21 protein-coding genes and 1 riboswitch are annotated in these 25725 nt (G+C 73.7%); of the genes, 7 read left to right on the forward strand and 14 right to left on the reverse strand.

Going from position 1 to position 25725, the window contains the following annotated elements; genetic code table 11:
• Window positions 1-26: 26 nt before the first annotated feature.
• Complete coding sequence (locus tag CKY47_RS09645; protein WP_371320643.1) at window positions 27-1214, forward strand: ROK family transcriptional regulator; 1188 nt, start codon at window positions 27-29, stop codon at window positions 1212-1214.
• Here CKY47_RS09645 and CKY47_RS09650 read toward each other — a convergent pair.
• Window positions 1195-1698 (reverse strand): AAA family ATPase, encoded by a 504-nt coding sequence (locus tag CKY47_RS09650; RefSeq protein WP_306745340.1) that lies wholly within the window; start codon window positions 1696-1698, stop codon window positions 1195-1197. The two genes, CKY47_RS09645 and CKY47_RS09650, sit on opposite strands and share 20 nt — an antisense overlap.
• A gap of 204 nt (window positions 1699-1902) precedes the next feature.
• Between CKY47_RS09650 and CKY47_RS09655 the strand changes: the two genes are divergently transcribed.
• Window positions 1903-4647 carry an nSTAND1 domain-containing NTPase gene (locus tag CKY47_RS09655; RefSeq protein ID WP_306745341.1) on the forward strand — a complete coding sequence of 915 codons (2745 nt, stop codon included), beginning with the start codon at window positions 1903-1905 and terminating at the stop codon, window positions 4645-4647.
• A 37-nt stretch (window positions 4648-4684) separates the two neighbouring features.
• The gene (locus CKY47_RS09660; RefSeq protein WP_306745342.1) at window positions 4685-5092 is read left to right on the forward strand and encodes a LapA family protein; all 408 of its coding nucleotides are present in this window, start codon (window positions 4685-4687) and stop codon (window positions 5090-5092) included.
• A gap of 452 nt (window positions 5093-5544) precedes the next feature.
• Here CKY47_RS09660 and CKY47_RS09665 read toward each other — a convergent pair whose 3' ends face one another.
• The 6 genes from CKY47_RS09665 to cobN all read right to left on the reverse strand — a co-directional run bounded on the left by CKY47_RS09665 (window position 5545) and on the right by cobN (window position 15079).
• Window positions 5545-6576 carry a LacI family DNA-binding transcriptional regulator gene (locus tag CKY47_RS09665; protein WP_306745343.1) on the reverse strand — a complete coding sequence of 344 codons (1032 nt, stop codon included), beginning with the start codon at window positions 6574-6576 and terminating at the stop codon, window positions 5545-5547.
• On the reverse strand, window positions 6573-7994 hold the full coding sequence (locus tag CKY47_RS09670) for a glycoside hydrolase family 1 protein (RefSeq protein WP_306745550.1): 1422 nt from the start codon (window positions 7992-7994) through the stop codon (window positions 6573-6575). Before CKY47_RS09670 ends, CKY47_RS09665 begins: the two co-directional genes overlap by 4 nt.
• Before the next feature lie 11 nt (window positions 7995-8005).
• Window positions 8006-8884 carry a carbohydrate ABC transporter permease gene (locus CKY47_RS09675; RefSeq protein WP_306745344.1) on the reverse strand — a complete coding sequence of 293 codons (879 nt, stop codon included), beginning with the start codon at window positions 8882-8884 and terminating at the stop codon, window positions 8006-8008.
• Complete coding sequence (locus CKY47_RS09680; RefSeq protein WP_306745345.1) at window positions 8884-9888, reverse strand: carbohydrate ABC transporter permease; 1005 nt, start codon at window positions 9886-9888, stop codon at window positions 8884-8886. The genes CKY47_RS09675 and CKY47_RS09680 overlap by 1 nt, the downstream gene beginning before the upstream one ends.
• On the reverse strand, window positions 9888-11174 hold the full coding sequence (locus CKY47_RS09685) for an ABC transporter substrate-binding protein (protein ID WP_306745346.1): 1287 nt from the start codon (window positions 11172-11174) through the stop codon (window positions 9888-9890). Before CKY47_RS09685 ends, CKY47_RS09680 begins: the two co-directional genes overlap by 1 nt.
• Before the next feature lie 341 nt (window positions 11175-11515).
• Window positions 11516-15079, reverse strand: coding sequence for a cobaltochelatase subunit CobN (cobN, locus tag CKY47_RS09690; protein WP_306745347.1), 3564 nt, complete (start codon window positions 15077-15079; stop codon window positions 11516-11518).
• A 35-nt stretch (window positions 15080-15114) separates the two neighbouring features.
• A riboswitch (cobalamin riboswitch) is annotated at window positions 15115-15248 on the reverse strand.
• A gap of 8 nt (window positions 15249-15256) precedes the next feature.
• Between cobN and CKY47_RS09695 the strand changes: the two genes are divergently transcribed.
• From CKY47_RS09695 to CKY47_RS09705, 3 genes are read left to right on the forward strand one after another with little or no spacing between them, the layout of a single operon-like run.
• Window positions 15257-16264 carry a ferredoxin-like domain-containing protein gene (locus CKY47_RS09695; protein ID WP_306745348.1) on the forward strand — a complete coding sequence of 336 codons (1008 nt, stop codon included), beginning with the start codon at window positions 15257-15259 and terminating at the stop codon, window positions 16262-16264.
• Window positions 16261-16887, forward strand: coding sequence for a precorrin-8X methylmutase (locus CKY47_RS09700; protein ID WP_306745349.1), 627 nt, complete (start codon window positions 16261-16263; stop codon window positions 16885-16887). Before CKY47_RS09695 ends, CKY47_RS09700 begins: the two co-directional genes overlap by 4 nt.
• The gene (locus CKY47_RS09705) at window positions 16884-18353 is read left to right on the forward strand and encodes a precorrin-2 C(20)-methyltransferase (protein WP_306745350.1); all 1470 of its coding nucleotides are present in this window, start codon (window positions 16884-16886) and stop codon (window positions 18351-18353) included. The genes CKY47_RS09700 and CKY47_RS09705 overlap by 4 nt, the downstream gene beginning before the upstream one ends.
• Here CKY47_RS09705 and CKY47_RS09710 read toward each other — a convergent pair.
• On the reverse strand, window positions 18328-19035 hold the full coding sequence (locus tag CKY47_RS09710; RefSeq protein ID WP_306745351.1) for a cobalt-precorrin-6A reductase: 708 nt from the start codon (window positions 19033-19035) through the stop codon (window positions 18328-18330). The two genes, CKY47_RS09705 and CKY47_RS09710, sit on opposite strands and share 26 nt — an antisense overlap.
• A 20-nt stretch (window positions 19036-19055) precedes the next feature.
• Between CKY47_RS09710 and CKY47_RS09715 the strand changes: the two genes are divergently transcribed.
• Window positions 19056-20111, forward strand: coding sequence for a cobalt-precorrin-5B (C(1))-methyltransferase (locus tag CKY47_RS09715; RefSeq protein ID WP_306745352.1), 1056 nt, complete (start codon window positions 19056-19058; stop codon window positions 20109-20111).
• Window positions 20112-20184: 73 nt separating this feature from the next.
• Here CKY47_RS09715 and CKY47_RS09720 read toward each other — a convergent pair whose 3' ends face one another.
• The 6 genes from CKY47_RS09720 to CKY47_RS09745 all read right to left on the reverse strand — a co-directional run bounded on the left by CKY47_RS09720 (window position 20185) and on the right by CKY47_RS09745 (window position 25722).
• On the reverse strand, window positions 20185-20727 hold the full coding sequence (locus tag CKY47_RS09720; protein WP_306745353.1) for a class I SAM-dependent methyltransferase: 543 nt from the start codon (window positions 20725-20727) through the stop codon (window positions 20185-20187).
• Window positions 20728-20741: 14 nt separating this feature from the next.
• The gene (cobM, locus tag CKY47_RS09725) at window positions 20742-21485 is read right to left on the reverse strand and encodes a precorrin-4 C(11)-methyltransferase (protein ID WP_306745354.1); all 744 of its coding nucleotides are present in this window, start codon (window positions 21483-21485) and stop codon (window positions 20742-20744) included.
• The gene (gene cbiE, locus CKY47_RS09730; protein ID WP_306745355.1) at window positions 21482-22660 is read right to left on the reverse strand and encodes a precorrin-6y C5,15-methyltransferase (decarboxylating) subunit CbiE; all 1179 of its coding nucleotides are present in this window, start codon (window positions 22658-22660) and stop codon (window positions 21482-21484) included. The genes cobM and cbiE overlap by 4 nt, the downstream gene beginning before the upstream one ends.
• Complete coding sequence (locus CKY47_RS09735) at window positions 22657-23049, reverse strand: pyridoxamine 5'-phosphate oxidase family protein (protein WP_306745356.1); 393 nt, start codon at window positions 23047-23049, stop codon at window positions 22657-22659. The genes cbiE and CKY47_RS09735 overlap by 4 nt, the downstream gene beginning before the upstream one ends.
• 150 nt (window positions 23050-23199) lie before the next feature.
• Window positions 23200-24942, reverse strand: coding sequence for an aminotransferase class V-fold PLP-dependent enzyme (locus tag CKY47_RS09740; RefSeq protein ID WP_306745551.1), 1743 nt, complete (start codon window positions 24940-24942; stop codon window positions 23200-23202).
• 6 nt (window positions 24943-24948) lie between these two features.
• Entirely contained in the window at window positions 24949-25722 is a 774-nt protein-coding gene (locus CKY47_RS09745) for an amino acid ABC transporter ATP-binding protein (RefSeq protein WP_306745357.1), read from the reverse strand.
• Window positions 25723-25725: the final 3 nt, after the last annotated feature.

The raw sequence follows: 25725 nt of genomic DNA on the forward strand, positions 1-25725 counted from the left end.
ACCCACTTTGCGGCTAGTATCCAGTGGTGTCCAGACCGCCAGTGCCCCGACCGCAGCCGGCGAGCCAGCACACCGTGCGCCGGCACAACTCCGCCCTGGTGCTCGACGCCATCGCGGACGCGCCCGGTTCGTCCCGCGCCGCCGTCGCCGCGCGTACCGGCCTGACCAAGGCCACCGTGTCCAGCCTGGTCGACCGGATGATCGGCGCGGACCTCGTGGCCGAGGGCGGCGCGCAGACCCGGTCCGGACCCGGCCGGCGCGGCACCGCCCTGCACCTGTCCCCCACCGGACCGCACGGCCTGGGCGTCGAGATCGGCGTGGACTACCTCGCCACCTGCCTGGTCGACCTCACCGGCCGGGTGCGCGCCCGCTGGCTGCGGCACAGCGACAACCGCGACTCCTCCCCCGCCCGGGTGCTGGCCAAGGTCGCCTCGGCGGTGCGCACGGCGGCCCGGGAGGACGTGCCGATCGGCGGCGTCGGGGTCGCCGTGCCCGGCCTGGTCGAGGTCGCGGGCGGCACGCTGAGGGTCGCGCCCAACCTGGGGTGGCGCGAGGTGGACGTGCGCGGCGAGCTGACCAGGCGGGTCTCCCTGGACGTGCCGGTGCTCGTGGGCAACGAGGCGAACCTGGCGGCACTCGCCGAGCTGTGGCACGGCGACGTGTCGGACGACTTCGTGCACATCTCCGGCGAGATCGGCATCGGCGCGGGCATCGTGGTCGGCGGCCGGCTGTTCGAGGGCGTGTCCGGGTTCGGCGGCGAACTGGGCCACCTGTCGGTCGACCCGCGCGGCCCCGAGTGCGGGTGCGGCTCGCGCGGCTGCCTGGAACGCCTGGCCGGGCAGGACCCGATCGTGCGGGCGGCGGGCGTGCCGGGGGTCGAGGAGCTGCTGGCGGCGCTGGCCGCGGGCGACAGGGCGGCGACCGCGGCCGTGCGGACCGCCGCGAAGTGGCTGGGCGTGGCGCTCGCGGGCACCGTGAACCTGCTCGACCTGCCGACCGTGGTGCTCGGCGGCACCTACGCGCGGCTGGAGCCGTGGCTGCGCGGACCGCTGCGCGCCGAGCTGGACCGGCGGGTGGTCAGCGCCGAGTGGTCCCCGGTGCGGGTGGTCGCCTCGTCGCTGGGCGCGGAGGCCGCGGTGCGGGGCGCGGCGGGCAGTGCGGTGCGGGCGATCCTGGCCGACCCGGACCCCTACGTCACGGCCGCGCTGGCGTGAGCGCCGCGAGCAGCGCCCGGTAGGTCCCCTCCACGTCGCCCTCCACCGAGGCGACGACGACCGGGCGGCGGGCGGCGACGACCTCCACCAGCAGGTCGTGGAACCGCGCCAGCACCTCCGGCGACTCGTGCACGGTGCCGCGCCGGGCGAACCGGCGCAGCGCGTCCTCCTTCTCCGCGAACAGCACGACCTCGTGGAACGACGCGCCGACCTCGGCCGCCAGCGCCTCCAGCCGCTCCAGGAAGTCCACCCGCCCCAGGAACTGCGGCACCACGACGTCGTGGCCGGACCGCAGGTGCACGCGGGCGGCGGCGATCGCGATGTCGCGGGCCGGCGGGCCCGCCCGGCCCGGGTCGCCGCTGATCAGGTCGCGGACCCGGTCCACGTCCAGGGCCAGCGCGCCCGGCCGGTCCGCGGTGTACCGGCGGGCGAGCGTGGACTTGCCGCAGCCCGGCGGTCCGTTGAGCGCGATCAGGCGGGGCACGGCACCGAGCCTAACCGCAGGAATCGGGCTTGTCGGGCGCGTTCGTCACACCGTGAACACGACCGGACACGGACGAGAACCGCGGAGCACCGCGTTCACCCGTATGCACGCTTCGAAGCGGGCCCACCGCCCCGGCGGTTCTGAGAACCTGGACGGCGCCCCGGACGCCGCCGAGGACCGGGGGTACTGGTCAGGGGGTGACCCGTGCCGCGTGGAGAGCGACCGCTGGACGCCGGTGACAGCCCGCTGCTCACGTTCGCCGCGGAGCTGCGCTCGCTGCGCGACCGGGCCGGTGGGCTCAGCTACCGGCAGCTGGGCGCACGCGCCCACTACTCCGCCACGACGCTGTCCGACGCGGCGGGCGGCCGCAAGCTGCCCACCCTCGCCGTGACGCTGGCCTACGTGCGCGCCTGCGACGGGGACGTGGCCGCGTGGGAGGAGCGCTGGCGGCGGGTCGCCGCCGAGGTGCTGCCCTCCCCCGAACCCGGCCCCGACGAGGGCCACCCGCCCTACGCGGGGCTCGCCGCGTACGGCACCGAGGACGCCGACTGGTTCTTCGGCCGCGACCTCGTGCTCGACGAGCTGGAGAAGCGCCTCACCCGGCGGCGGTTCGTGGCGGTGTTCGGCGCGTCCGGCGCGGGCAAGTCCTCGCTGCTGCGCGCGGGCCTGGTGCCCCGCTTCACCGGGCGCGTGGCGGTCGTCACGCCCAGCGGGTCAGACGTGCGGGCGGACCGGCTCGACCTCGACGTGGACCTGCTGATCGTGGACCAGTTCGAGGAGGTGTTCACGCTCTGCCCGGACGTCGCGCGGCGCACCGCGTACATCGACGCCCTGCTCACCGCCGACTGCACGGTGGTGCTGGGGGTGCGCGCCGACTTCTACGGGCACTGCGCGCAGCACCCGGAGCTGGTGGAGGCGGTGACCGACGGGCAGCTGCTGCTCGGGCCGATGGGGCCCGAGGAGCTGCGCCAAGTGATCATGCAGCCCGCCGTGAAGGCGTCGTGCACGGTGGAGACGGCCCTGGTGTCGCGGCTCGTCGCGGACGCCACCGGCCAGGCCGGGGTGCTGCCGCTGATGTCGCACGCCCTGCTGGAGACGTGGCGGCGGCGGCGCGGCACGACGCTGACCCTGGCCGGCTACGAGGCGGCGGGCGGCGTCCAGCACGCCCTCGCGCAGACCGCCGAGCGCACGTTCACCTCGCTGGACAAGCCGCGGCGGGCGCTCGCCCGGCAGGTCTTCCTGCGGCTCACCGCCCTGGGCGACGGCACCGAGGACACCAAGCGGCGGCTGCCGCGCGCCGAGCTGGACCCCGGCGCGGACGTCGACCTGGTGCTCGACCGCCTCGCGCACGCCCGGCTGCTGACCCTGGACCGGGACGGCGTGGAGATCGCGCACGAGGCGCTGATCCGCTCGTGGCCGAGGCTGCGCGGCTGGCTCGCCGAGGACCGCGACGGCCTGCGCACCATGCGGCAGCTCACCGAGGCCGCCGCCACCTGGGCGTCCCTGGGGCGCGACCCGGACGCGCTGTACCGGGGCACGCGGCTGGACACGGCGGTCGAGTGGACGCAGCGCGACGGCGTGTGCACCAGCACCCAGGAACGCGCCTTCCTCGCCGCCGGCCTGGCCGCCCGCGACCAGGAGCGGCTGCTCGCGCAGCGCCGCACGCGCAGGCTGCGGCAGCTCGTGGCGCTGCTGGCCGTGCTGTTGATGTGCTCGGGCACGGCGGTGTTCTTCGCGATCCGGGCGCAGGACGAGGCCAACGAGGGGTGGCGCTCCTCGGCCGCCTGGTCCGTCTCCAACCAGTCGCAGGCGCTGCGCGGCAGCAAGCCCGGGCTGGCCGACCAGCTCGCGCTGACCGCCTACCGGCTCAACCCGACCGAGGCGCTGCGCAACGGCGTGCTCGCCGCCAACGCGGCGAGGGCGTACGACGTGGTCACCCGCTCGGCGTTCCCGTCCGGCCAGGGCCTCGACCCCGACGGCACGCCGCGGCCGAACGCCCGGGTGCCCGTCCCGGCCGACGACGTGTACCGCAGGCTGGCCGACCGCATGGGGCCGGGCGCCGTGGTCACCTCGGTGGTCGTGGAGAGCGGCGCGCGGGCGTACGCCACCACCGTGCAGGACCAGGTGGGGCAGGTCTGGGACGTCACCGACGCGATCAACCCGGAGGTCATGCACGTCTTCGGCGGCCCGGTGTCGCGCATCGCGTTCGACCCGGTGGGCGCGGACCGGATCGTCACCGCGTCCCCGCTCGCCGAGGTGGCGCTGTGGGACTGGGTGCCGTCGGCGCCGAAGGGCCAGCAGGCGCGGCAGAGGTCGCGCCTGACGAAGCACGACCGGCCGCTGAACGGCCTGGGCTTCAGCCAGGACGGCGGCACCGCGATCACCTACGACGACGCGGGCGTGATCCGGCTCTACGACCTGGCCGACCCCGCGCAACCCCACCGGATCACCGAGCTGCGCACCGCGCAGGACGTCACCGCCGTGGCGCTGTCCCCGGACCGGGGGACGCTGGCCGCCGGCCTGGCGAACGGCCTGCTGCGGATCTGGGACGTCACCAGTCCCGGCGATCCCCGGAGCAGGGTGTCGCAGAAGGTGCACCCGGACGCGATCCGCGCGCTGGCCTTCCGCCCCGAGGGCGCGCCGGCGCTGGTGACGGTCGGCGAGTACGACCGGGTGATGCTGTGGGACGTGGCCGACACGGCGGCGCCGCGCGAACTGGCCCGGATCAGCGGGGGCACCGCCGGCGTCAACGGGGCGGCGTTCGGCGACACCCCGTCGAAGGTGGTCACCTCGAACGACGACGGGACGACCCGGTCGTGGGAGTTCGACTTCGACGTCGCCGTGGAGGCCATCTGCGGGCGGGTGGAGGCGCACATCTCGCGCGAGGAGTGGTCGCAGTACGTGGAGTCGGTCAGCGGGGCGCTGGACTACCGCCGGCCGTGTGAGTGACCGTGCGGACGGGCGGTCGCGGGTCGATAATCCGGGCGTGACCACCCCACGCGACGACCGCACCGAGGCTCCTCCGACGACCCCGATCCCGGTCGGCCCGGCGGTGCCGGTGCCGCGGGACACGCACGACCCGGCCGTCCGGCCGGAACCCACCCGACCGGGTGGAGGCCAACCGGGTGGGGATCAGCCGGGGAAGATCCGGCGGACCAGGATCAGCGGCACGTGGGTCGCGGTGCTCGCCTCGGTCGTCGTGCTGATCTTCCTGCTGGTGTTCGTCCTGCAGAACCCGACCGGCGTCACGATCCACTTCCTGGGCTTCTCCGGGACGCTGCCCCTGGGGGTCGCCCTGCTGTTCGGCGCGATCGCCGGCGCGGTGCTGGTGGGCCTGGTCGGCGCAGCCCGGATCATGCAGCTGCGCCGCCAGGCCAAACGAGGGCTCCACTAGACCCGGGAGCGGGTCCGGCCGTGCGGGTGGACCCGGTGGGGTGACGTCGCTGCCCTGCCAGCTCGCCTGGAACCCGGATCCCCACCGGGCCACCCGCGGCGGTGCTCCCGTTCCAGCCCTCGTCGTCGGTGGTCACGACGGCGGCGCCGGTCTGCCATCGTGCTGCGCTCCTTCGCGCGGAGTTGGGGGAGGCGGTGGGCGAGAGGGAACCGCCTCCCCCGGGCCGGTGCACACCCCGGTCGCTTCACGGGGAAGCCGGCGACCGAGTCTCTGGGAGCGCTCCCAGATGTGTGAACAGGACGTTATCCAGGGTGATCGTCGGTCGGCAATAGTTCTCCGCTGGGCCATCCGAGTGATGTTGTGCCCGCTGAGACGATCACACCGCCGAACGGGCGCGGGTACGCGAACCGGCCGGTGACCTGGTCACCGGCCGGTTCGCGGCGGATCGGGGTTCAGGCGCTGGCGCGCTGCACGATCGAGGTGGGCAGGAGCAGGAAGGGCGGCAGGTTCTCCTCCCCCGCCAGCTCCGCCATGAGCCGCCACGTCATCGTCCGGCCCAGCTGCTCCACGTCCTGGCGGATCGTGGTCAGCGCGGGCACGGCGGTCGCGGCGATGACCAGGTCGTCGAACCCGACCACTGCCACGTCCTCGGGAATGCGCTTACCGTGGGCGTGCAGCGTCTGCAGCGCGCCCAGCGCCATGATGTCGGCCCCGACGAAGACCGCGTCCAGCGTCGGGTCCCGCCGCAGCAGCTCGGCCATGGCGACCGCACCGCTCTCCGGGGTGAAGTCCCCGTAGGCGACCAGGTCGGTCTCCATCCGGGCCTGGCTCAGGCCGCGCTTCCAGCCCGAGAGCCGGTCCATGCCCACCGCCATGTCCCGGGTGCCCGCGATCGTGGCGATGCGCTTGCGCCCCAGGGAGACCAGGTAGCGGGCCGCTTCCATGGCCCCGTTGAAGTTGTCCGAGTCGACGTAGGGCACCCCGCCCGCCCCCAGGGGCCTGCCGCCGACGACGGTCGGCAGGCCCGCGTCGGCGAGCGTGCGGGGCAGCGGGTCCTGGCCGTGCAGGCTCAGCACCAGCACGCCGTCCACGTGACCACCGCAGAGGTAGTTCACCAGGTCCTGCTCGTCGCCCTCTTTGCTCATCATCAGGACGAGCTGGACGCGCTTGCCGGCCAGTTCCGCGTGCACACCGCGGAGCACGCCCGCGAAGAACGGGTCGGCGAGCACCCTGCTGCCCTGTTCGGACACGACCACGGCGATGCAGTTCGCCCGGCTGCCCGCGAGCGTCCGGGCCGCCTGGTTCGGGCTGTACCCGAGCTTGCCGATGGCCTGGTGGACGGCCTCGCGCGCCTTCGAGCTGACGTACGGCTCGCCGTTGATCACCCGGGAGACGGTCGACTTGGACACCCCGGCGGCGCGAGCGACCTCCTCCAGCCGGGTGTTGGGTCGTCGCGCCTTGGGTGGGTCAACGGCATCGGTCACGGAGCGACCGTCGCCGTGAGAGCGTTGCCACGGGCAACCTGCGAGTACCACATGGCGCTCATCTTAGGCGTGCGGACCTGCGTCACGTAGTCGACATGCACGATCCCGAACCGCTTGGCGTATCCCTCGGCCCACTCGAAGTTGTCCATCAGCGACCACGCGAAGTAGCCGCGCAGGTCGACGCCCGCCCCGATGGCCGCGTGGGCCGCCCGGAGGTGGCCGTCGATGTAGTCGCGGCGCTCGTGGTCGTTGATCGAGCCGTCGTCCTCGATCGAGTCCCGGTACGCGGCGCCGTTCTCGGTCACGTACAGCGGGATGCTGGGGTAGTCGTCGTGCACCCGCTTGAGCACCTTGAACAGGCCGTCGGGCTCGACCTCCCAGTCCATGTCGGTGCGCGGCAGGCCCCGGCTGGGGAACGTGACGTGCTCCGCGCCGACCCACGGTGAGCCGGTCGGGCGACGGCCGTTGGTCCGGACCTGCTCGGCGGGCTCCGCCGCGGCGCTCTCCGGCTCGGGGTGGCCGCTCACGAAGTGCTCGGCGTAGTAGTTCACGCCCAGCTGGTCCAGCGGCGCGGAGATGATCTCCAGGTCGTTCTCGCGGATGTGCTTCGAGAAGCCGTAAGGCTCCAGGTCCGCGACGATGTCGGCCGGGTACTCGCCCTTGAACAGCGGGTCGAGGAAGATCCGGTTCTGGAGGCCGTCCAGCCGGCGGGCGGCGTCGAGGTCGGCCTCGTCGTCGGGGTTGGCCGGGATGATCGGGTACATGTTGAGCGTGATGCCGACCTTGGCGTTCGGCGCCTGCTCGCGGATGGCCGCGGTGGCCAGGCCGTGGGCCAGCAGCAGGTGGTGCACGGCGGCCACGGCGGCCTCCGGCTCCTGGCGGCCGGGCGCGTGGACGCCGGCCGCGTAGCTCAGCAGCGACGAGCACCACGGCTCGTTGAGCGTGGTCCAGTTGACGACCCGGTCGCCCAGGGCGCCGACGACGGACTCGGCGTACTCCGCGAAGCGGTACGCGGTGTCGCGGTTGGCCCAGCCGCCCGCGTCCTCCAGGGTCTGCGGCAGGTCCCAGTGGTACAGGGTCAGCCAGGGCGCGATGCCCGCTTCGAGCAGTTTGTCCACCAGGCGGGAGTAGAAGTCCAGGCCTGCCTGGTTCACGGGGCCGGCGTCGGGGCGCACCCGCGGCCACGCGGTGGAGAACCGGTACGCGTGGAGGCCGAGGTCGACCATCAGCTGGACGTCCTCGTCCACGCGGTTGTAGTGGTCGGCGGCGGGGTCGCCGGTGTCACCGCCCACGACCGCACCGGGCGTCTTGCAGAACGTGTCCCAGATGGACGCGGTGCGACCGTCCGCGGTGGTCGCGCCTTCGATCTGGAACGCCGCGGTCGCGGCGCCCCACACGAATCCCTCGGGAAAGGAAATCGACTCCACAGCTACCCCTTCACAGCACCCTGCATGATCCCGGCGACGATCTGCCGCCCGAGTACGAGGAACACGATCAAGATCGGAACCGTGGCCATGGTGGTCCCGGCGAGCACGAGCGAGTTGTCGACGTAGTAGCCGCTCTGGAGCTTCTCCAGGGCGACCTGCATCGTCGGGTTCTCCGCGTTGAGCACGATCAGCGGCCAGAGGAAGTCGTTCCACGACGTCATGAACGTGAAGACGCCGAGCATGGCCGCCGCGGGCCGCACGGCGGGCAGGCAGACGTGCCAGAAGGTGCGGATCATGCTGCACCCGTCCACGCGGGCCGCCTCGATCAGCTCGTCGGGCACGGCGTCGGCGATGTACTGGCGCATCCAGAACACGCCGAACGCGGTCACCAGGTTGGGGATGATGACCGCGCCGAGGGTGCCGGACCAGCCGAACTCCGCCATCGCCATGTAGAGCGGGATGATGCCGAGCTGGGTGGGGACGGCGAGCGTGGCGACCACGAAGACCATCAGCGGTCCCCGGCCCTTGAAGCGCAGCTTGGCGAACGCGAAGCCGGCCAGGGTGGAGAGGACGACCACCGACAGGGTCACCGTGCCGGAGACCAGGATGCTGTTGCCCAGGGCCTTCCAGAACGGGATCGAGTCGAGCACGCGGCTCGCGTTCTCGAAGAACCGGCCACCGGGCAGCAGGCTCGGCGTCGCGGTGAACTCCGCGTCGTCGTGGCTGGCGACCAGGAAGGACCAGTAGAACGGGAACGCCGAACCGAGGATGAACGCGATCAGGATGCCGTAGACGGTGAAGCTGGGCCGCTGGTCGGCCAGGTTCACCTTCTTGAACCGTCGTGGTTTGACCGATTCGCGCCGGTCGAGGACGGTGGCCATCACGCCTCCCCACTGGACGCGAGCCGGCGGGTGAGCAGGAAGTTGATGCCCGCGATCGCGATGATGACGACGAACAGGACCCAGGCCATCGCCGAGGCGTAGCCGAGGTCGAAGCTCTGGAAGCCGGACTGGTACATGTAGAGCACGACCGTCTGGTACTGGTTGGTCGCACCGCCGTTGCTGCTCCCGGCGGGGGCGAACAGCTTGGGCTCGGTGAAGATCTGGAGACCGCCGATGGTCGAGGTGACGACCACGAAGATCAGGGTCGGGCGCAGCAGCGGCAGGGTGATGCTGAAGAACTGGCGCACCTTGCTCGCGCCGTCCACCCAGGCCGCCTCGTAGACGTCGCGCGGGATGGCCTGCATGGCGGCCAGCACGATGAGGGCGTTGTAGCCGGTCCAGCGCCAGTTGACCATCGTGGCGATGGCCGCGTGGCTCCACCAGCGCTCGGACTGCCAGTCGATCCGGTCCAGGCCGAACAGCTCCAGGCCGTCGTTGATCAGGCCGTACTGGGGGCCGAACAGGTCGCCGAAGATGATGGTCAGGGCGACGAGGCTGGCCACGTACGGCAGCAGCACGCCCATCCGCCACCCGGTCCGCGCGCGCAGCGCGGTGTTGAGCAGCACGGCCAGCATGACGGCGATGATCAACTGCGGCACGCTGGACATCACGAAGATGCTCAGCGTGTTGACCATCGCGTTCCAGAACTGCGAGTCGGCCAGCAGGGTCGTGTAGTTCTCGATCCCCACGAAGGGCTGCTCGTCGGCGCCCAGCTCCCAGTCGAACAGCGACACGTAGGCCGTGTAGAGGAGCGGGAAGAGGCCGACGACGGCGAAGAGGATGAAGAACGGGGCGATGTAGATGTACGGGGAGACCTTGACGTCCAGGTTCGCGAGCCGGTGGCGCAGGCTCAGCTTCCCGGACGTGTTGTCATCGTTGTCGGCACGCCGCGGCGGGCGGGGCTCGGCGCCCCGCCCGCGCGTGACCGTGAGCTCGGTCGTCATTACTTGGCAGCCTTCTTGGCTCCCTCGACAGCCTGCTTCCAACCGTCCTCGGCAGAGGTGCCCTGCTCGACGGCCTGGAGGGCCGGCGCGATCACGTTGTCCTGGATCTCACCGTCCTGCGGGCCCTTGTACTGGGCGCCGGCGACCTTGTTCGCCTGCTCGGAGAACAGCAGGCCGACCTTCTCGCCGCCGAAGTAGTCGCTGGTCTTGTTGAGCAGCTCCGGGGAGATCAGGGCCTGGGTCTGGCTGGGGAAGGTGCCCTTGGCGACGAACGCCTTGATCTGCTGCTCCGGCGCGGTCAGCCACGCGGCCAGCTTGACGGCCTCGGCCTTGTTCTTGCCCTGCTTCGGGATGGTCAGGTACGAACCGCCCCAGTTGCCGCCGCCGCCGGGGAAGGCGGCCGTGACGGCCCACTTGCCCTTGTGGTCCGGGCCGGCGTTGCCCTCGATGACGCCCAGCATCCAGGACGGGCAGGTCTTCGTGGCGAACGCGGACTCCTTGAAGCCGGTCTGCCACTCCTTGCTCCACGCGACGAGCTTCGCCGACTGGCCGCGCGCGACGGCGCCGGTGACCTGGTCCCAGATCTTCTTGTCGTCGTTGGTCTCGATCGACAGCTTGTCGTCGCGGTCGAAGTAGCCGACCTTGGCCTGGTTGTGCATCGGGTTGAAGATCTGGGCGGCCGAGTCGAACCACGGCTTGCCGGTCTTCTGCACGTAGGTGTCACCGGCCTGGAAGTACGAGTCCCAGGTGGCGAACAGGGCCTTGACGCCCTCGGGGTCGGACGGCAGGCCGGCCGCGTCCAGCATGTCCTTGCGGTAGCACATGGCCAGCGGGCCGATGTCGGTGCCGTAGCCGATCAGCTTGCCGTCCTTGGTGGTGACGGCGTCGACCTTCCACTGCAGCCAGCGGTCGTCGCGGACCTCGGCCGGGCCGATCTCCTTGAGGTTCTCGAACTGGCCGGACTTGGCCATGACCTGGCTGAGGTAGCCCTCCTCCACGGCCTCGATGTCGGCGAGACCGGAGCCGGCGCCCAGCTTGGTGAACAGGTTCTGGTGGTGCGGCGCACCCTGGCCGGTCTTGCGGTGGGTGATCTTGATGTTCGGGTTGGCGGCCTCGTACTCCTTGAAGAGGTCCTCGTAGCCGAACTCGTTGAACGTCGCGACGGTCAGCTCCGTCTTGCCGTCCGCGGTGGTGCCGGAACCGCCCGAACCGCAGGCCGTGGCGGCTGCGGCGAGCACTGCGGTGCAGGCGAGGACCTTGACCAAGCCTGCTCTGCGGTAGCGCACGAGAACTCCTCAGTTGATCGGCGGTGAACGTTCTGGGAGCGCTCCCAGGTTTTGGGGGAGTGTGGTTTGCGACACGGAGTCGTGTCAAGCTCTCGTGTCCGCGCTGTTACACACCTTGCGACATTTGCGTCGCTGGACCGATTCTGCTAGCCGTGTGCTTAGTGGGCCGTTCGGGCACAGCGGGTCGACCGGTCGGACACACTCCGTTCATCCGTGCGCTCCGGGTGACGCACCCGGGACGCTCCGGAATTCACACACCCCTAGAAGGGGAAAAGCGGCCCGCACCCCCCACCGGGAAATGCGGGCCGCTCGCCCACGTCGTGCGCGCGCGGGTTGAGAGGCTAGTCCCCGCCCTCCAACTCGCCCTCCGTTTCCAGGTAAACCGCCCGCAGGGCGTCGAGGGTCGCCTGCTCGGGGTGTTCCCACAGTCGGCGCTCGGCCGCTTCGAGCAGGCGTTCCGAGATCCCGTGCAGGGCCCACGGGTTCGACTTCTCCAGGAACTCCCGGTTCTCCGGGTCGAGCACGTAACTGGCCGCGAGTTGTTCGTACATCCAATCCGCGACCACGCCGGTGGTGGCGTCGTAACCGAACAGGTAATCGACCGTCGCGGCCAATTCGAACGCGCCCTTGTAACCGTGCTTGCGCATTGCCGCGAGCCAGCGCGGGTTCACCACGCGCGCCCGGAAGATCCGGTTCGTCTCCTCGTGCAGCGTCCTGGTACGCACCGCGTCCGGTCGGGTGCTGTCGCCCACGTACGCGGCCGGGGCCCGACCGGTGAGCGCGCGGACCGTCGCGACCATGCCGCCGTGGTACTGGAAGTAGTCGTCGGAGTCGGCGATGTCGTGCTCGCGGGTGTCGATGTTCTTGGCGGCCACGGCGATGCGCCTGTAGGCGCTCTCCATGTCCTTGCGCGCCTCCACGCCCTCCAGCTCGCGGCCGTAGGCGTACCCGCCCCACACCGCGTACACCTCGGCGAGGTCCGCGTCGTCGCGCCAGTTCCGGCTGTCGATGAGCGGCAGCAGGCCCGCGCCGTACGCGCCCGGCTTGCTGCCGAAGATGCGCATCGTGGCGCGGCGCGGGTCCTGGTGCTCGGCCAGGTCGGCCTGCGCGTGGGCGCGCACGAAGTTGTCCTCGTCCGGCTCGTCGAGCCCGGCGACCAGGCGCACGGCGTCGTCGAGCAGGGCGACCACGTGCGGGAAGGCGTCGCGGAAGAAACCGCTGATGCGGACCGTGACGTCGATGCGCGGGCGGCCCAGCTCGGCGAGCGGCACCACCTCCAGGCCCGTCACGCGGCGGGACTGGTCGTCCCACACCGGGCGGACACCCATCAGGGCCAACACCTCGGCGATGTCGTCACCCGCGGTGCGCATCGCGCTGGTGCCCCACACGGACAGGCCGACCGAGGGCGGCCACTCCCCCGTGTCGGTCCGGTAGCGGTCGAGCAGCGACTCCGCCATGGCCTGCCCGGTCTCCCAGGCCAGCCGGGACGGCACCGCCTTGGGGTCCACCGAGTAGAAGTTGCGGCCCGTCGGCAGCACGTTGACCAGGCCGCGCAGCGGCGACCCGCTGGGACCGGCGGGCACGTAGCCGCCGGCCAGGGCGTGCAGCACGTGGGTCATCTCGTCGGTGGTGCGGGCCAGCCGCGGCACGACCTCGTGCGCGGCGAACTCCAGCACGCGCGCCACGTCCTCGACGTCGGTGAGCGCGCGGGCGGCGGCCGGGTCCCAGCCCGCGTCCTCCATGCCCTGCACCAGGGCCCGCGCCTCGGCCTCCACGCGGTCGGTGCTCGCGCGCGTCGTGTCGGCCAGGCCCAGCGCCTCGCGCAGCCCCGGCAGCGCCGCGACCTGCCCGGCCCACATCTGCCTGGCCTGGAGGATCGCGAGCACCAGGTCGACCCGCGCCTCGCCGGTCGGGGCCTCGCCCAGCACGTGCAGGCCGTCGCGGATCTGCACGTCCTTGATCTCGCACAGCCAGCCGTCGACGTGCAGGATCAGCTCGTCGAAGCCCTCGTCGGCGGGCCGCTCGGTGAGGCCGAGGTCGTGGTCGAGCTTCGCGGCCTGGAGCAGCGTCCAGATCTGGGCGCGGATCGCGGGCAGCTTCGCCGGGTCCATCGCGGCGATGGTCCCGTGCTCGTCGAGCAGCTGCTCCAGCCGGGCGATGTCGCCGTAGCTGTCCGCGCGGGCCATCGGCGGCACGAGGTGGTCCACCAGGGTGGCGTGCGCCCGGCGCTTCGCCTGCGTGCCCTCGCCCGGGTCGTTGACCAGGAACGGGTAGACCAGGGGCAGGTCGCCGAGCGCGGCGTCGGGGCCGCAGCCCGCGGACATGCCGACGGTCTTGCCGGGCAGCCACTCCAGGTTGCCGTGCTTGCCCACGTGCACCACGGCGTCGGCCCGGAACTCGGCCTCCAGCCAGCGGTAGGCGGCCAGGTAGTGGTGGCTGGGCGGCAGGTCCGGGTCGTGGTAGATCGCGATGGGGTTCTCGCCGAACCCGCGCGGCGGCTGCACCATCACCACGACGTTGCCCGAGCGCAGCGCGGCCAGCACGATCTCGCCGTCGCGGTCCTTCGAGCGGTCCACGAACAGCGTGCCGGGCGCCTCGCCCCAGTGGACCTCCATGCCCGCGCGGGCGTCCTCGGGCAGCGTGGCGTACCACTCGCGGTAGCGGGCGGCGGGCAGCCGCACCGGGTTGCCCCGGACCTGCTCCTCGGTGAGCCAGTCGGCGTCCTGCCCGCCGGCCGCGATGAGGGCGTGGATCAGCGCGTCGCCGTCGAGGTCCGCCACGCCGGGCAGCTCGTCGCCGACGTCGTACCCGGCCTCGCGCATGGCCCGGAGCAGCCGCACGGTGCTGGCCGGGGTGTCCAGGCCGACGGCGTTGCCGATGCGCGAGTGCTTGGTGGGGTACGCCGACAGCATGATCGCGATGCGCTTGTCCGCGTTCGGGATGTGCCGCAGCTTCCCGTGCCGCACGGCGATGCCCGCGACCCGCGCGGCGCGCTCCTCGTCGGCCACGTAGACGGTCAGGCCGTCCTCGTCGACCTCCTTGAAGGAGAACGGGACGGTGATGATCCGGCCGTCGAACTCCGGGATCGCCACCTGCGTGGCGGTGTCCAGCGGGGAGAGGCCGTCGTCGTTCCCGTCCCACGCGGCGCGGCTGGAGGTGAGGCACAGGCCCTGGAGGATCGGCACGTCGAGCGCGGCCAGCGCGCCCACGTCCCACGCGTCGTCGTCACCGCCGGCCGACGCGGCGGCGGGCTTGGTGCCGCCCGCGGCGAGGACGGTGACCACCAGGGCGTCGGCCCGGCCGAGCACGGCGAGCAGCTCCGGCTCGGCGGCCCGCAGCGAGGCGCAGAACACCGGCAGCGGACGGCCGCCCTTGGCCTCGACCGCGTCGCACAGGGCGTGCACGAACGCCGTGTTCCCGGCGACGTGGTGCGCCCGGTAGTACAGGACCGCGACGGTCGGCCCGTCGTTCGCGCTCCCCGGGCGCTCCAGGACGCCCCAGTTCGGCGCGGGCGCGGGCGGCTCGAACCCGTGACCGGTGAGCAGGACCGTGTCGGACAGGAAGCGGTGCAGCTCGGCCAGGTTCGCCGGGCCGCCGTGCGCCAGGTAGGCGTGGGCCTCGGCGCACACGCCGCCGGGCACCGTGGACAGCTCCATCAGCGGCGCGTCGGGGTTCTGCTCACCGCCCAGCACGACGACGGGGCGCGGGCCCGCCAGCAGGTGGTCCAGGCCCTCCTCCCACATCCGGCGACCGCCGAGGATGCGCACGACCACCAGGTCGACGTCCTCGACCAGCGCCGGGAGGTCGTCCACGGAGGTGCGGGCGGGGTTGGCCAAGCGGTAGTCCGCGCCACTCGCGCGGGCGGACAGCAGGTCCGTGTCGGAGGTCGACAGCAGCAGGATCACGTGCGGGCTCCATCCCTCGGGGGTCCTCGCCCCAGGTCGTAGGGGACGGCTGGGCGGAGTTCCTGACTCCCGGGCTTCACCCGGTCACAGTGGCGGGACCGCGCCGGATTCGCACCGGCTTCCTCCTGTTGCTTCGCCGTTCCGGGCCACCCTAACCCGCCGGTTAGCATCCATCCCATGTCCTCCGACCGGGAACGCCCGGACGCCTGCCCCGGCGCCGTCGACGTGCACGTCGCGGCCGACGGCGGCCTGGCGCGCGTCCGCGTGCCCGGCGGGACGCTGGACGCCGGGCGGTTCGACGTGGTGCGACGGGCCGCCCTGGAGCTGGGCGACGGGTTCCTGGAACTCACGTCGCGGGCGAACGTGCAGATCAGGGGCTTGGCGCCGGGGGCGGAGCACGAGCTGGGCGCGCGGCTGCGCGAGGCCGGCCTGCTGCCGTCGGCGCCGCACGAGCGGATGCGCAACCTCGTCGCCGCGCCGCTGGAGGACAACCAGGACCTGGTGGACGCGCTCGACGCCGCGCTGCTGGCCGAACCGTCGCTCGCCGACCTGCCGGGCCGCTTCCTGATCACGGTGGGTCACGCGGTGAGCGGGCTTTCGGGTGACATCGGCCTGGTCGGTGACGCGTTGTTCCTGGCCGGGCGGGATTCCGGGCTCCGCGTGACCGATCCAGTGGCGGCCGTCGTGCGCGCGGCTCGGCTGTTCGGGGAGCTGCGCGGCGCCGCCTGGCGGCTGTCCGAAGTGGACGGCGGTGTGCGGAAGATCACCGCCGCGCTGGGCGTCCCGGTGGCCGACCGGCTCGATGCCGCTGTGATCCCGGCGACACCCGGCCCCGCAGGCGACCGCGTCGTGGCGGGCGTCCCGCTGGGCCGGCTCGACGCCCGCCTGCTCGCCGGCACACCGGTGCGGCTGACGCCGTGGCGCAGCCTGGTCCTCCCGGCCGGCGGCGACACGCGCGGCCTGTTCACCTCCCCCGACTCGCCGTGGCACGGGGTGAGCGCGTGCACCGGCCGGCCGGGGTGCGCGAAGTCGTTGGCCGACGTGCGCGCGGACGTCGCGCGCTGGATCGGCACCCCGCACGCGGGGCGCGTGCACTGGTCGGGCTGCTCGCGGCGGTGCGGGCGGCCGGCCGGTGGCGCCGTGGAGTTCGTCGCGACCGGCGACGGGTACGAGGAGATCAGTTGACCGAGTACATCAAGGACGGGCCGGAGATCTACCGCCGCTCGTTCGCCACCATCCGCGCCGAGGCCGACCTGGCCCGGTTCCCGGACGACGTCGCGCGCGTCGTCGTGCGGATGATCCACGCCTGCGGCATGGTCGACCTGGTCGAGGACGTCGCGTTCTCGCCGGACGTGGTGCGCGCGGCCCGCGAGGCGCTGCTGGCGGGTGCGCCGGTGCTGTGCGACGCGCAGATGGTCGCGGCGGGCGTGACGCGCAAGCGCCTGCCCGCAGGCAACGAGGTGCTGTGCACGCTGAACGACCCGCGCGTGCCGGGGTTGGCCGAGGAACTGGGCAACACCCGCAGCGCCGCCGCGCTGGAGCTGTGGGGCGACAAGCTGGACGGCGCGGTGGTCGCCATCGGCAACGCGCCGACCGCGTTGTTCCACCTGCTCGACCTGGTCGCCGCGGGCGCGCCGAAGCCGGCCGCCGTGCTGGGCGTGCCGGTCGGGTTCATCGGGGCGGCCGAGTCGAAGGAGGCGTTGGCGCACAACGACCTCGGCCTGGACCACCTGGTCGTGCGCGGGCGCCGCGGCGGCAGTGCCATGACCGCCGCGGCGGTCAACGCGATCGCGAGCGAGGACGAATGACGGGCAGGCTGTACGGCGTCGGCGTGGGTCCGGGCGACCCGGAGCTGGTGACGGTCAAGGCGGCGCGGCTCATCCGCGAGGCCGACGTGGTGGTGTTCCACAGCGCGCGGCACGGGCGCAGCGTCGCCCGGCGGGTCGCCGAGCCGTACCTGCGCGAGGGCCAGGTCGAGGAGCAGCTGGTCTACCCGGTCACGACCGAGGACTCCGACGACTACCAGGGCGAGATGGACGCGTTCTACGAGGAGTGCGCGGAACGCCTCGCGCGGCACCTGGACGCGGGCCGCGACGTGGTGGTGCTGGCGGCGGGCGACCCGTTCTTCTACGGCTCGTACATGCACCTGCACAAGCGCCTGGCGCACCGCTACCCGGCCGAGGTGGTGCCGGGCGTGACGTCGGTGAGCGCGGGCGCGGCGGTGATCGGCCGGCCGCTGGTGGAGCGCGACGAGGTGCTGACCGTGCTGCCGGGCACGCTGCCCGCCGACGCGCTCGTGGAGCACCTGTCGGGCGGCGACCCGGTGGCGATCGTGAAGCTGGGGCGGACGTTCCCGAACGTGCGGGAGGCGCTGGAGAAGACCGGCCGGTTGGACGAGGCGTGGTACGTGGAGCGTGCCACGACCGGTGGCCAGCGCACGTCCCCTCTGTCCGAAGTGGACGCCGACACGGTGCCGTACTTCTCGTTGGCGCTGCTGCCGTCGAGCGACCGGAGGCGGGCGTCGGTCTCGGCGTCGGGCGTCGGCGAGGTCGTCGTGGTGGGGCTCGGCCCGGCCGGGCCGGAGTGGCTGACGCCGGAGGCGCGTCGGGCGCTGGTGGAGGCGGACGACCTGGTCGGGTACGTGACGTACCTGACCCGGGTCACCGCGTCGCCGCGCCAGCGGGTGCACGCCTCGGACAACAAGGTCGAGTCGGAGCGGGCGGCGTTCGCGCTGGACCTGGCCAGGCGGGGGCGGCGGGTGGCCGTGGTGTCCTCGGGCGACCCGGGTGTGTTCGCGATGGCGGGCGCGGTGCTGGAGGTCGCGGAGGACGAGCAGTTCGCGGACGTGCCGGTGCGCGTGCTGCCGGGGTTGACGGCGGCGCACGCGGTGGCCAGCCGGGTGGGCGCGCCGCTCGGGCACGACTACTGCGTGGTGTCGCTGTCGGACCGGCTCAAGCCGTGGGAGGTGATCGCGGGGCGGCTGGAGGCCGCCGCGGCGGCGGACCTCGTGCTGGCGATCTACAACCCGGCCTCGCGCAGCCGCACGTGGCAGGTGGAGGCGGCGCGGGACCTGCTGCTGCGCCACCGCTCGCCGGACACCCCGGTGGTGGTCGGGCGCGACGTCGGCGGCCCGGAGGAGGACGTGCGGGTGCTGCGCCTGGCCGACCTCGACCCGTCCACCGTGGACATGCGGTGCCTGCTGCTGATCGGTTCGACGCAGACGAGGCTGACCGACCGCGGCACGGTGTTCACCCCGCGCCGGTACCCCGGGTGAGCCAGTCCAGCGCCTCCGCGACGGTCGCGACGCACGGCGCGTCCGGCGCGGGCGGGCGGCGCACGACCACGACCGGCAGGCCCAGGTGACGGGCGGCCTCCAGCTTGGCCGCCGTCATCGGGCCGCCGCTGTCCTTGGTGACGAGCACGTCCACGCCGTGCTCGCGCATCAGCGCCAGCTCCCCCTCCACCGCGTACGGCCCGCGGTCGAGCAGGACGGTGACGCCGGGGACCGGCGGGTCGGGCGGGTCGACGGTGCGCGCCACGCCGCGGGTGAAGTGGGCCAGCTCCTGCCGCCCGGTGGTGATGAACGGCGTGCGGCCGGCGACGCGCCGGGCCGCCTCGGCGACGCTGTCCACGTACTCCCACCCCGGTCGCGGCGGCCAGCCGGGGCGGCGCAGGACGAGGAACGGCGTACCGGTCTCCCGCGTCGCGGCGACGGCGTTGGCCGTGATGCGGTCGGCGAACGGGTGCGTGGCGTCCACGACGGCGTCCACCCGTTCGGCGCGCAGGTAGGCGACGAGCCCGTCGACGCCGCCGAACCCGCCGACCCGCACCTCCCCCCCGGGCAGCTTCGGGTCGTTCACCCGGCCCGCGAGCGAGGAGATCACCCTGGCGCCCGCGAGCGCGGCGGCGAGGGCGCGGGCCTCGCCCGTGCCCCCCAGTACCAGCACCGTTCTCATCCCTGTTGCATCCTGACGTGGTGAGCACCCTGCGCTACGGCTGGACGACCGGCGCCTGCGCCACGGCCGCGACGACCGCGGCCTACACGGCGCTGCTCACCGGCGAGTTCCCCGACCCGGTCGGGATCGTGCTGCCCAAGGGTCGCACGCCGACGTTCGCCCTGGCCCGCGAGTCCCTGTCCGACGGCGTCGCGACCGCGTCGGTGGTCAAGGACGCGGGCGACGACCCGGACGTGACGCACGGCGCGCTGGTCTCCGCCACCGTGCGCCCCGGCCCGCCCGGCGGCGGCGTCGCGTTCCGCGCCGGCCCGGGCGTCGGCACGGTCACCAAACCGGGCCTGCCGCTGCCGGTCGGCGAACCGGCGATCAACCCGGTGCCCCGGCGGATGATGACCGAGCACGTGGCGCGGGTGGCGGCCGAGCACGGCGGCACGGGCGACGTGGTCGTGGAGATCTCCGTCGAGCACGGCGAGGAGCTGGCGCGCAGGACGTGGAACCCGCGCCTGGGCATCCTGGGCGGCCTGTCGATCCTCGGCACCACGGGCGTCGTGGTGCCGTACTCGTGCTCGGCGTGGATCGACAGCATCCGGCGCGGCATCGACGTGGCCCGCGCTGCCGGGTACGCCCACGTCGCCGGGTGCACCGGCAGCACGTCGGAGAAGGTGGCCGCCGCCGTGCACGGCCTGCCGGAGGACGCGCTGCTGGACATGGGCGACTTCGCGGGCGCGGTGCTGAAGTACCTGCGCCGCCACCCGGTGCCGAGGCTGACGGTCGCGGGCGGCATCGGCAAGCTGTCGAAGCTGGCACACGGCCACCTGGACCTGCACTCGGGCCGTTCGCAGGTCGACCTGGGCTTCGTGGCCTCGCTGGTGGACGACCCGGCCCTGGCCGACGCGATCCGGGGCGCGAACACGGCGCTGGGCGCGCTGCACCTGGCCCAGGCGGCGGGCGTGCCGCTGGGCGACCTGGTGGCGGTCCGCGCCAAGGCCACGGCCGACGAGGTGCTGCGGGGCGCGCCGGTGACCGTGGACGTGATCGTGATCGACCGGGCGGGCGCCGTGGTGGGCCGGGCCTGAGCGCCTCACCGGCGGAACAGCGCGGTCCACAGGAACGGTTCGCCGTAGTGCGGCGAGTCGTCGGGCTCGTCGTTCATCCGGCGCAGCTCGACCTCCTCGAAGGCCGCGAAGACCGCCCGCGGCGACTCCGCCGTGTACGCCGGCCCGCCGTCGAGGGCGGGGTCCGGCAGAGGTCGGTGTCCGGGCGTTCCGAGCCCCTCTCCCCCGCCGCGAACGCCACCGGGCCGACGTGCCCGCCGGGTGCGAGCACGCGGTCCAGCAGGGCCAGGTAGCTGATCCGCCGGTGGGGCGGCAGGTGGTGGAACAGGCCCGAGTCGTAGACCAGGTCGTACGGGCCCTCCGAGGTGGCCGTGAGCACGTCGCCGACGTGGAACCGCACGTCGGCGGCGGCCTCGTGGGCGCGGTGGACGGCGTTGCGCCCGGGTCCGCACCCCAGGTCGAGCGCGCGGCCCCGGGACAGGTCCGGCAGGCGGGCGACCGGGTTCTCGTCCGGCTTCGCGGCGAAGAACGGCACGGGACGGGCGCGGGCGGCGTAGAAGCGGTCCCAGCGCGCCTCGCCCGCGTCCCGCTCGAACAGGCCGTCCAGCAGGTCCGGCAGCTCCTCGACGGTGCGCACGTGCCGGTCCACGCCTACGCCCTGCACCGCTCGGCCGAGTAGAGGTGGCTGTCGGGGAAGCCCTCCGCCGCCAGGACGCGGCCCACGACGATGACCGCCGTCCGCTTGATCCCGGCGGCCTCGACCCGCGCCGCGATGTCGGCGAGGGTGCCGCGCAGCACCTCCTCGTCCTCCCTGGCGGCCCGCGCCACCACGGCGACCGGGCAGTCCGGGCCGTAGTTCGGCAGCAGCTCGGCGACGACCTCGGTGATCCGCTGCACGGCCAGGTGCAGCACGAGCGTCGCCCGGGACGCGCCCAGCGTCGCCAGGTCCTCCCCCGGCGGCATGGGGGTGGCGCGGGCGGCCGTGCGGGTGAGCACGACGGTCTGGCCCACGCCCGGCACGGTCAGCTCGCGCTTGAGGGACGCGGCGGCGGCGGCGAAGGCGGGGACGCCCGGTGTGACGTCGTAGGGGATGCCGAGGGCGTCGAGGCGGCGCATCTGCTCGGCCACCGCGCTGAACAGCGACGGGTCGCCCGAGTGCAGGCGGGCCACGTCGTGCCCGGCGGCGTGGGCGTCGGACAGCTCGCGCACGATCCGGTCGAGGTCCAGGTCGGCGGTGTCGACGAGGCGCGCGCCGGGCGGGCAGTGCTCCAGCACCTCGACGGGCACGAGCGCGCCCGCGTACAGGCACACCGGGGACTCGGCGAGGAGCCGGGCGGCGCGCAGCGTGAGCAGGTCCGCCGCGCCGGGGCCGGCGCCGATGAAGTGGACGGTCACGGGATCTCCTTGGTCACGGCCCACGTGGTCACGGGCATCTGGGGGCGCCAGCCGGTGAAGCCGCCGATCGGCACGGCCCGGCTCACCTCGATCCTGGTCAGCTCGCCGCCCAGCCGGGACCGCCACGCGGTGAGCACGGCCTCCGACTCCAGGGTGACGGCGTTCGCGACGAGCCTGCCGCCGGGGCGCAGCGCCGACCAGCAGCGCTCGACGACGCCGGGCGCGGTGAGGCCGCCGCCGACGAACACGGCGTCCGGGGTCGCCAGGTCCTCCAGCGCGTCGGGCGACGGGCCGACGACCACCCGGATGCCCGGCACGCCCAGGGCGACGGCGTTGCGGGTGACGCGCGCGGCCCGTTCGGGGTGCTTCTCGATCGCGACGGCCCGGCAGGACGGGTGCGTGCGGCACCACTCGACGGCGATGCTGCCCGCGCCCGCGCCGACGTCCCACAGCAGCTCGCCGGGCCGCGGCGCGAGCAGCGCCAGGGACACCGCGCGCACCTCGCGCTTGGTGAGCTGCCCGTCGTGCTCGAACGCGTCGTCGGGGCGGCCGGGGACGAGCGACGCGCTCCCCTCCTCCGGACCGCACCCCGCCGGACCGCACTCGACGGCCAGGACGTGCAGCGCGCCGGCGGACGCGGGGTCGTGGTGCACGCGCTCGTCCGGCGCGCCGAGGTTCTCCAGCACGGTGAGGCGGGCGCGCGGGGCGAGCGCGGCCACCTCGGCGGGGGTGGACCCGAGCACGAGGACGCGCCGGCCGGGGTGCAGGTGCGGCACGACGAGCGCCGCCGGCCTGCCGACCAGGCTGACCACGGCCACGTCGTCGAGCGCCCAGCCGAGCCGGGCGCAGGCCAGCGACACCGACGACGGGTGCGGCACGACGCGCACCCGGTCCGCGCCCAGCAGCCGCACGAGCGTGGTGCCGATGCCGTGGAACATCGGGTCGCCGCTGGCCAGCACGCAGACCCGGCGGTCCGCGTACCGGTCGAGCAGGCCGGGCAGGGCCGGCAGCAGCGGTGACGGCCACGGCACCCGCTCGAACGCGCCGGGCACGAGGTCGAGCTGGCGGGTGCTGCCCATGAGCACCTCGCACGAGGCGATCTCGTGGCGCGCGCCCCCGGGCAGGCCGGCCCAGCCGTCCGCGCCGATGCCGACGACGGTGACGGGCGCGCTCACACCGTGCCCAGGACGCGGGTGACGGCGATCTCGATCACCACGCGGCCGGGGTTGGGGCGAGGCGCGCGGTAGCGGGCGGCGTAGCGCTCCTCGGCGTCGCGCACGGCCCCCGGCTCGCGGCGGACCACCGCGCGGCCCTCCAGCGTCGACCAGCGGCGACCGTCCACTTGGCACACCGCGACCGGCGCGCCGGCCTCGCCCGCGGCCAGGACGTGCCGGACCTTGTGCGAGGCGCCGGAGGTGATCACGCGCGCCGTGGCGGTCCCCACGTCCAGGGTGACGCCCACCGGCACGACGTGCGGCGTGCCGTCCCGCCGGATCGTGGTGAGCGTGCACAGGTGGCGCTCGGTCCAGAAGGCGCGGAACTCGTCGCTGCTGCTCGACAACATGGGTGCATCATGCGGCACGGCCGCGCCGGGGTGGAAAACGTGACGCGCCGATCCAGCCGCCCCCGGCCGGGAGACCCGGTCGGCGGGGCCGTTCGCGCGCGCTGGTCCGCGGAGTCCCGGTGGCCGACCTGCCGCCGTCCACGAGGGTGATCAGCCCCTCGTCTCGTTCAGGTAGTTGTAGATGGTGTACCGGGTGACGCCGAGCACGCCCGCGAGGTAGTCGACGGAGTCCCTGATCAGGAACAGCCCCGCCTCGTCCAGGACGCGCACGACCTGCGACTTGTGGGACTTCTTCATCAGCTCCACCGGCACCCCGACCGCGGTGACGGCGCGTTCGACGAGCATCCGCTGGAGCGTGTCGACGTCGCCCGGGAACGCCTCGACCGGCCGCGCGGCGGGTTCGGCGCCGGGGCGCGAGCCCGGGTCGCTGTTGACGCACAGGCAGCCGATCGCCACCCCGCGCTCGTCGCGCAGGAACACGGTGGACGACCTGAGCACCCGCCCGTCGGGCGCGTAGGTCTCGTAGCCGGCGAGGTCCTGCGTGGTGCCCCGGCGGACGAGGCCGAGCAGCAGGTCGGTCATCGGGCCGCCGACGGCGCGACCGGTCAGGTCCCCCGCGATGGCGATGATCGAGTTGGGCAGGGCGCCGAGGTCGTGCAGCACGACCTCGGTGCCCGCGCCCAGGGCCTCGGCCAGGCTGTTCACGGTGGGGACGAGGGCCTTGAGCACGTCCGTCGACGCCGGGCCGGCGGTGGCGGCGACCAGGGGGGCGGGCACGGGGGTGGGCCCCGGGGGCGCCGCCGGGCGGACGCCCAGGGACTTCAGCGCGTCGGCGAACCTCGCGACCGTCCCCGGCGTGGTCGAGACGTGCGGCGACACCCGGACGTGCTCGGGCCGCACGGTCGCGGTCACGCCCGCCTCCACCAGGGCCGCGCCCACCACGGAGGGCGGGTGGCCGGGCAGCGTGAACGCCGTGATGCCCGCCCGCCGGTCGGTCGCGGACACCACCGCGCCGCCGGCCGACCGGATCACCTCGGCCAGGGTGTCCGACTGCTCGGCGATCCTCCGGTCGATCCGGTCGACGCCGGCCAGTTCGACCAGCTCCAGGGCCGTGGCCAGGGCGCCCGCGGCGATCGGGCTCAGGTTGGTGATCGACCAGCCCGCGGCGTGCTCGGCGACCGGGTGGATCGCGTTGTCGAACAGCCCGGCGTCCTCGGCGCCCGTCCACCCGGACAGCACCGGGTCGAGGCGCTCCAGGGCGCGGTCGGACAGGGCCGCGAACCCGGTGGACCACCCGGCGCGCAGCCACTTCTGGCCGCCGACCACGAGGACGTCGGCCACCTCCCACGGCTCGTCGACCACCCCGAAGCCCTGGATGCCGTCGACCACCAGCAGGCGGTCGCCGACGACCTCGCGCAGCGCGGCCAGGTCGGCCCGGTAGCCGGTCCGGAAGTCCACCGCGCTCACCGACAACGCGGTCGTGGCCGGGGTCAGCGCCTCCCGGACCGCCTCCGGTGTCACCGGTCCCGCCGGCAGCCACCGCACCGCGGCCCGGCCGGAGCGCGTCCACGGGTAGGTGTTGGCGGGGAACTCGCCCGCCGACACCAGCACCTCGCCGGTGACGCCGAGCGCGGCCTGGAACAGCCCGGTGCTGGTGTTCGGCAGCAGCGCCACGTGGTCGGTGTCGTTGCGGCACAGCCGCGCCACCGCGGCCCTGGCCCGGAGCTCCTGCCGCATCAGGTCGTCCACGGTGGCCGGGCCGGCCGCGGCGGACGACTCCAGCAGCCGGGTCGAGGCGTCGACCACCGCGTGCGACGGCGGCCCGAACCGGGCGAAGTCCAGGTAGCCCTCCGGCTCGTGGAACTGGACCAGGTACGACGACGGGATGCGCATGACCACCTAGAGCACCTTCGCGAGGAACTGCTGCGTGCGTTGCTGCCGGGGATCATCCAGCACCTGCGCGGGCGGACCCGACTCGACCACCGCGCCGTCGACCATGAACACCACGGAGTCGGCGACCTGGCGGGCGAACCCGATCTCGTGCGTGACCACGATCATCGTCATGCCGTCGCGGGCCAGGTCGACCATCACGTCGAGCACCTCGCCCACCAGCTCGGGGTCGAGCGCGGACGTCGGCTCGTCGAACAGCATCAGCCGCGGTCGCATCGCCAGGGCCCGCGCGATGGCCACCCGCTGCTGCTGGCCGCCGGACAGCTGGTGCGGGTAGGCGTCGGCCTTGTCCGCCAGCCCGACGCGCGCCAGCAGCGCCCGCCCCTCCTCGACGGCCTCGCGACGCGGCTTCCGCAGCACCCGGACCGGCCCCTCGACGACGTTCCCCAGCGCCGTGCGGTGCGGGAACAGGTTGAACCGCTGGAACACCATGCCGATGCCGCGGCGCTGCCGGGCCACCTCGCGCTCGCGCAGCTCGTGCAGCTTCCCGCCGCGCGAGGTGAACCCGACGGGCTGGCCGGCGACCCAGATGCGGCCCGCGTCGATGGTCTCCAGGTGGTTCACGCAGCGCAGGAACGTGGACTTGCCCGCGCCGGACGGCCCGAGCAGGCACACCACCTGCCCGGGGTCCACGGTCAGGTCGACGCCCTTCAGGACCTCGGTCCCGCCGAACGACTTCCGCACGCCCACCGCCCGGACCAGGGGCGTCGAAGCGGTGCTCACCGG

This window comes from Saccharothrix longispora, assembly GCF_030852425.1.
In the GTDB taxonomy this organism is placed as follows: domain Bacteria; phylum Actinomycetota; class Actinomycetes; order Mycobacteriales; family Pseudonocardiaceae; genus Actinosynnema; species Actinosynnema longispora.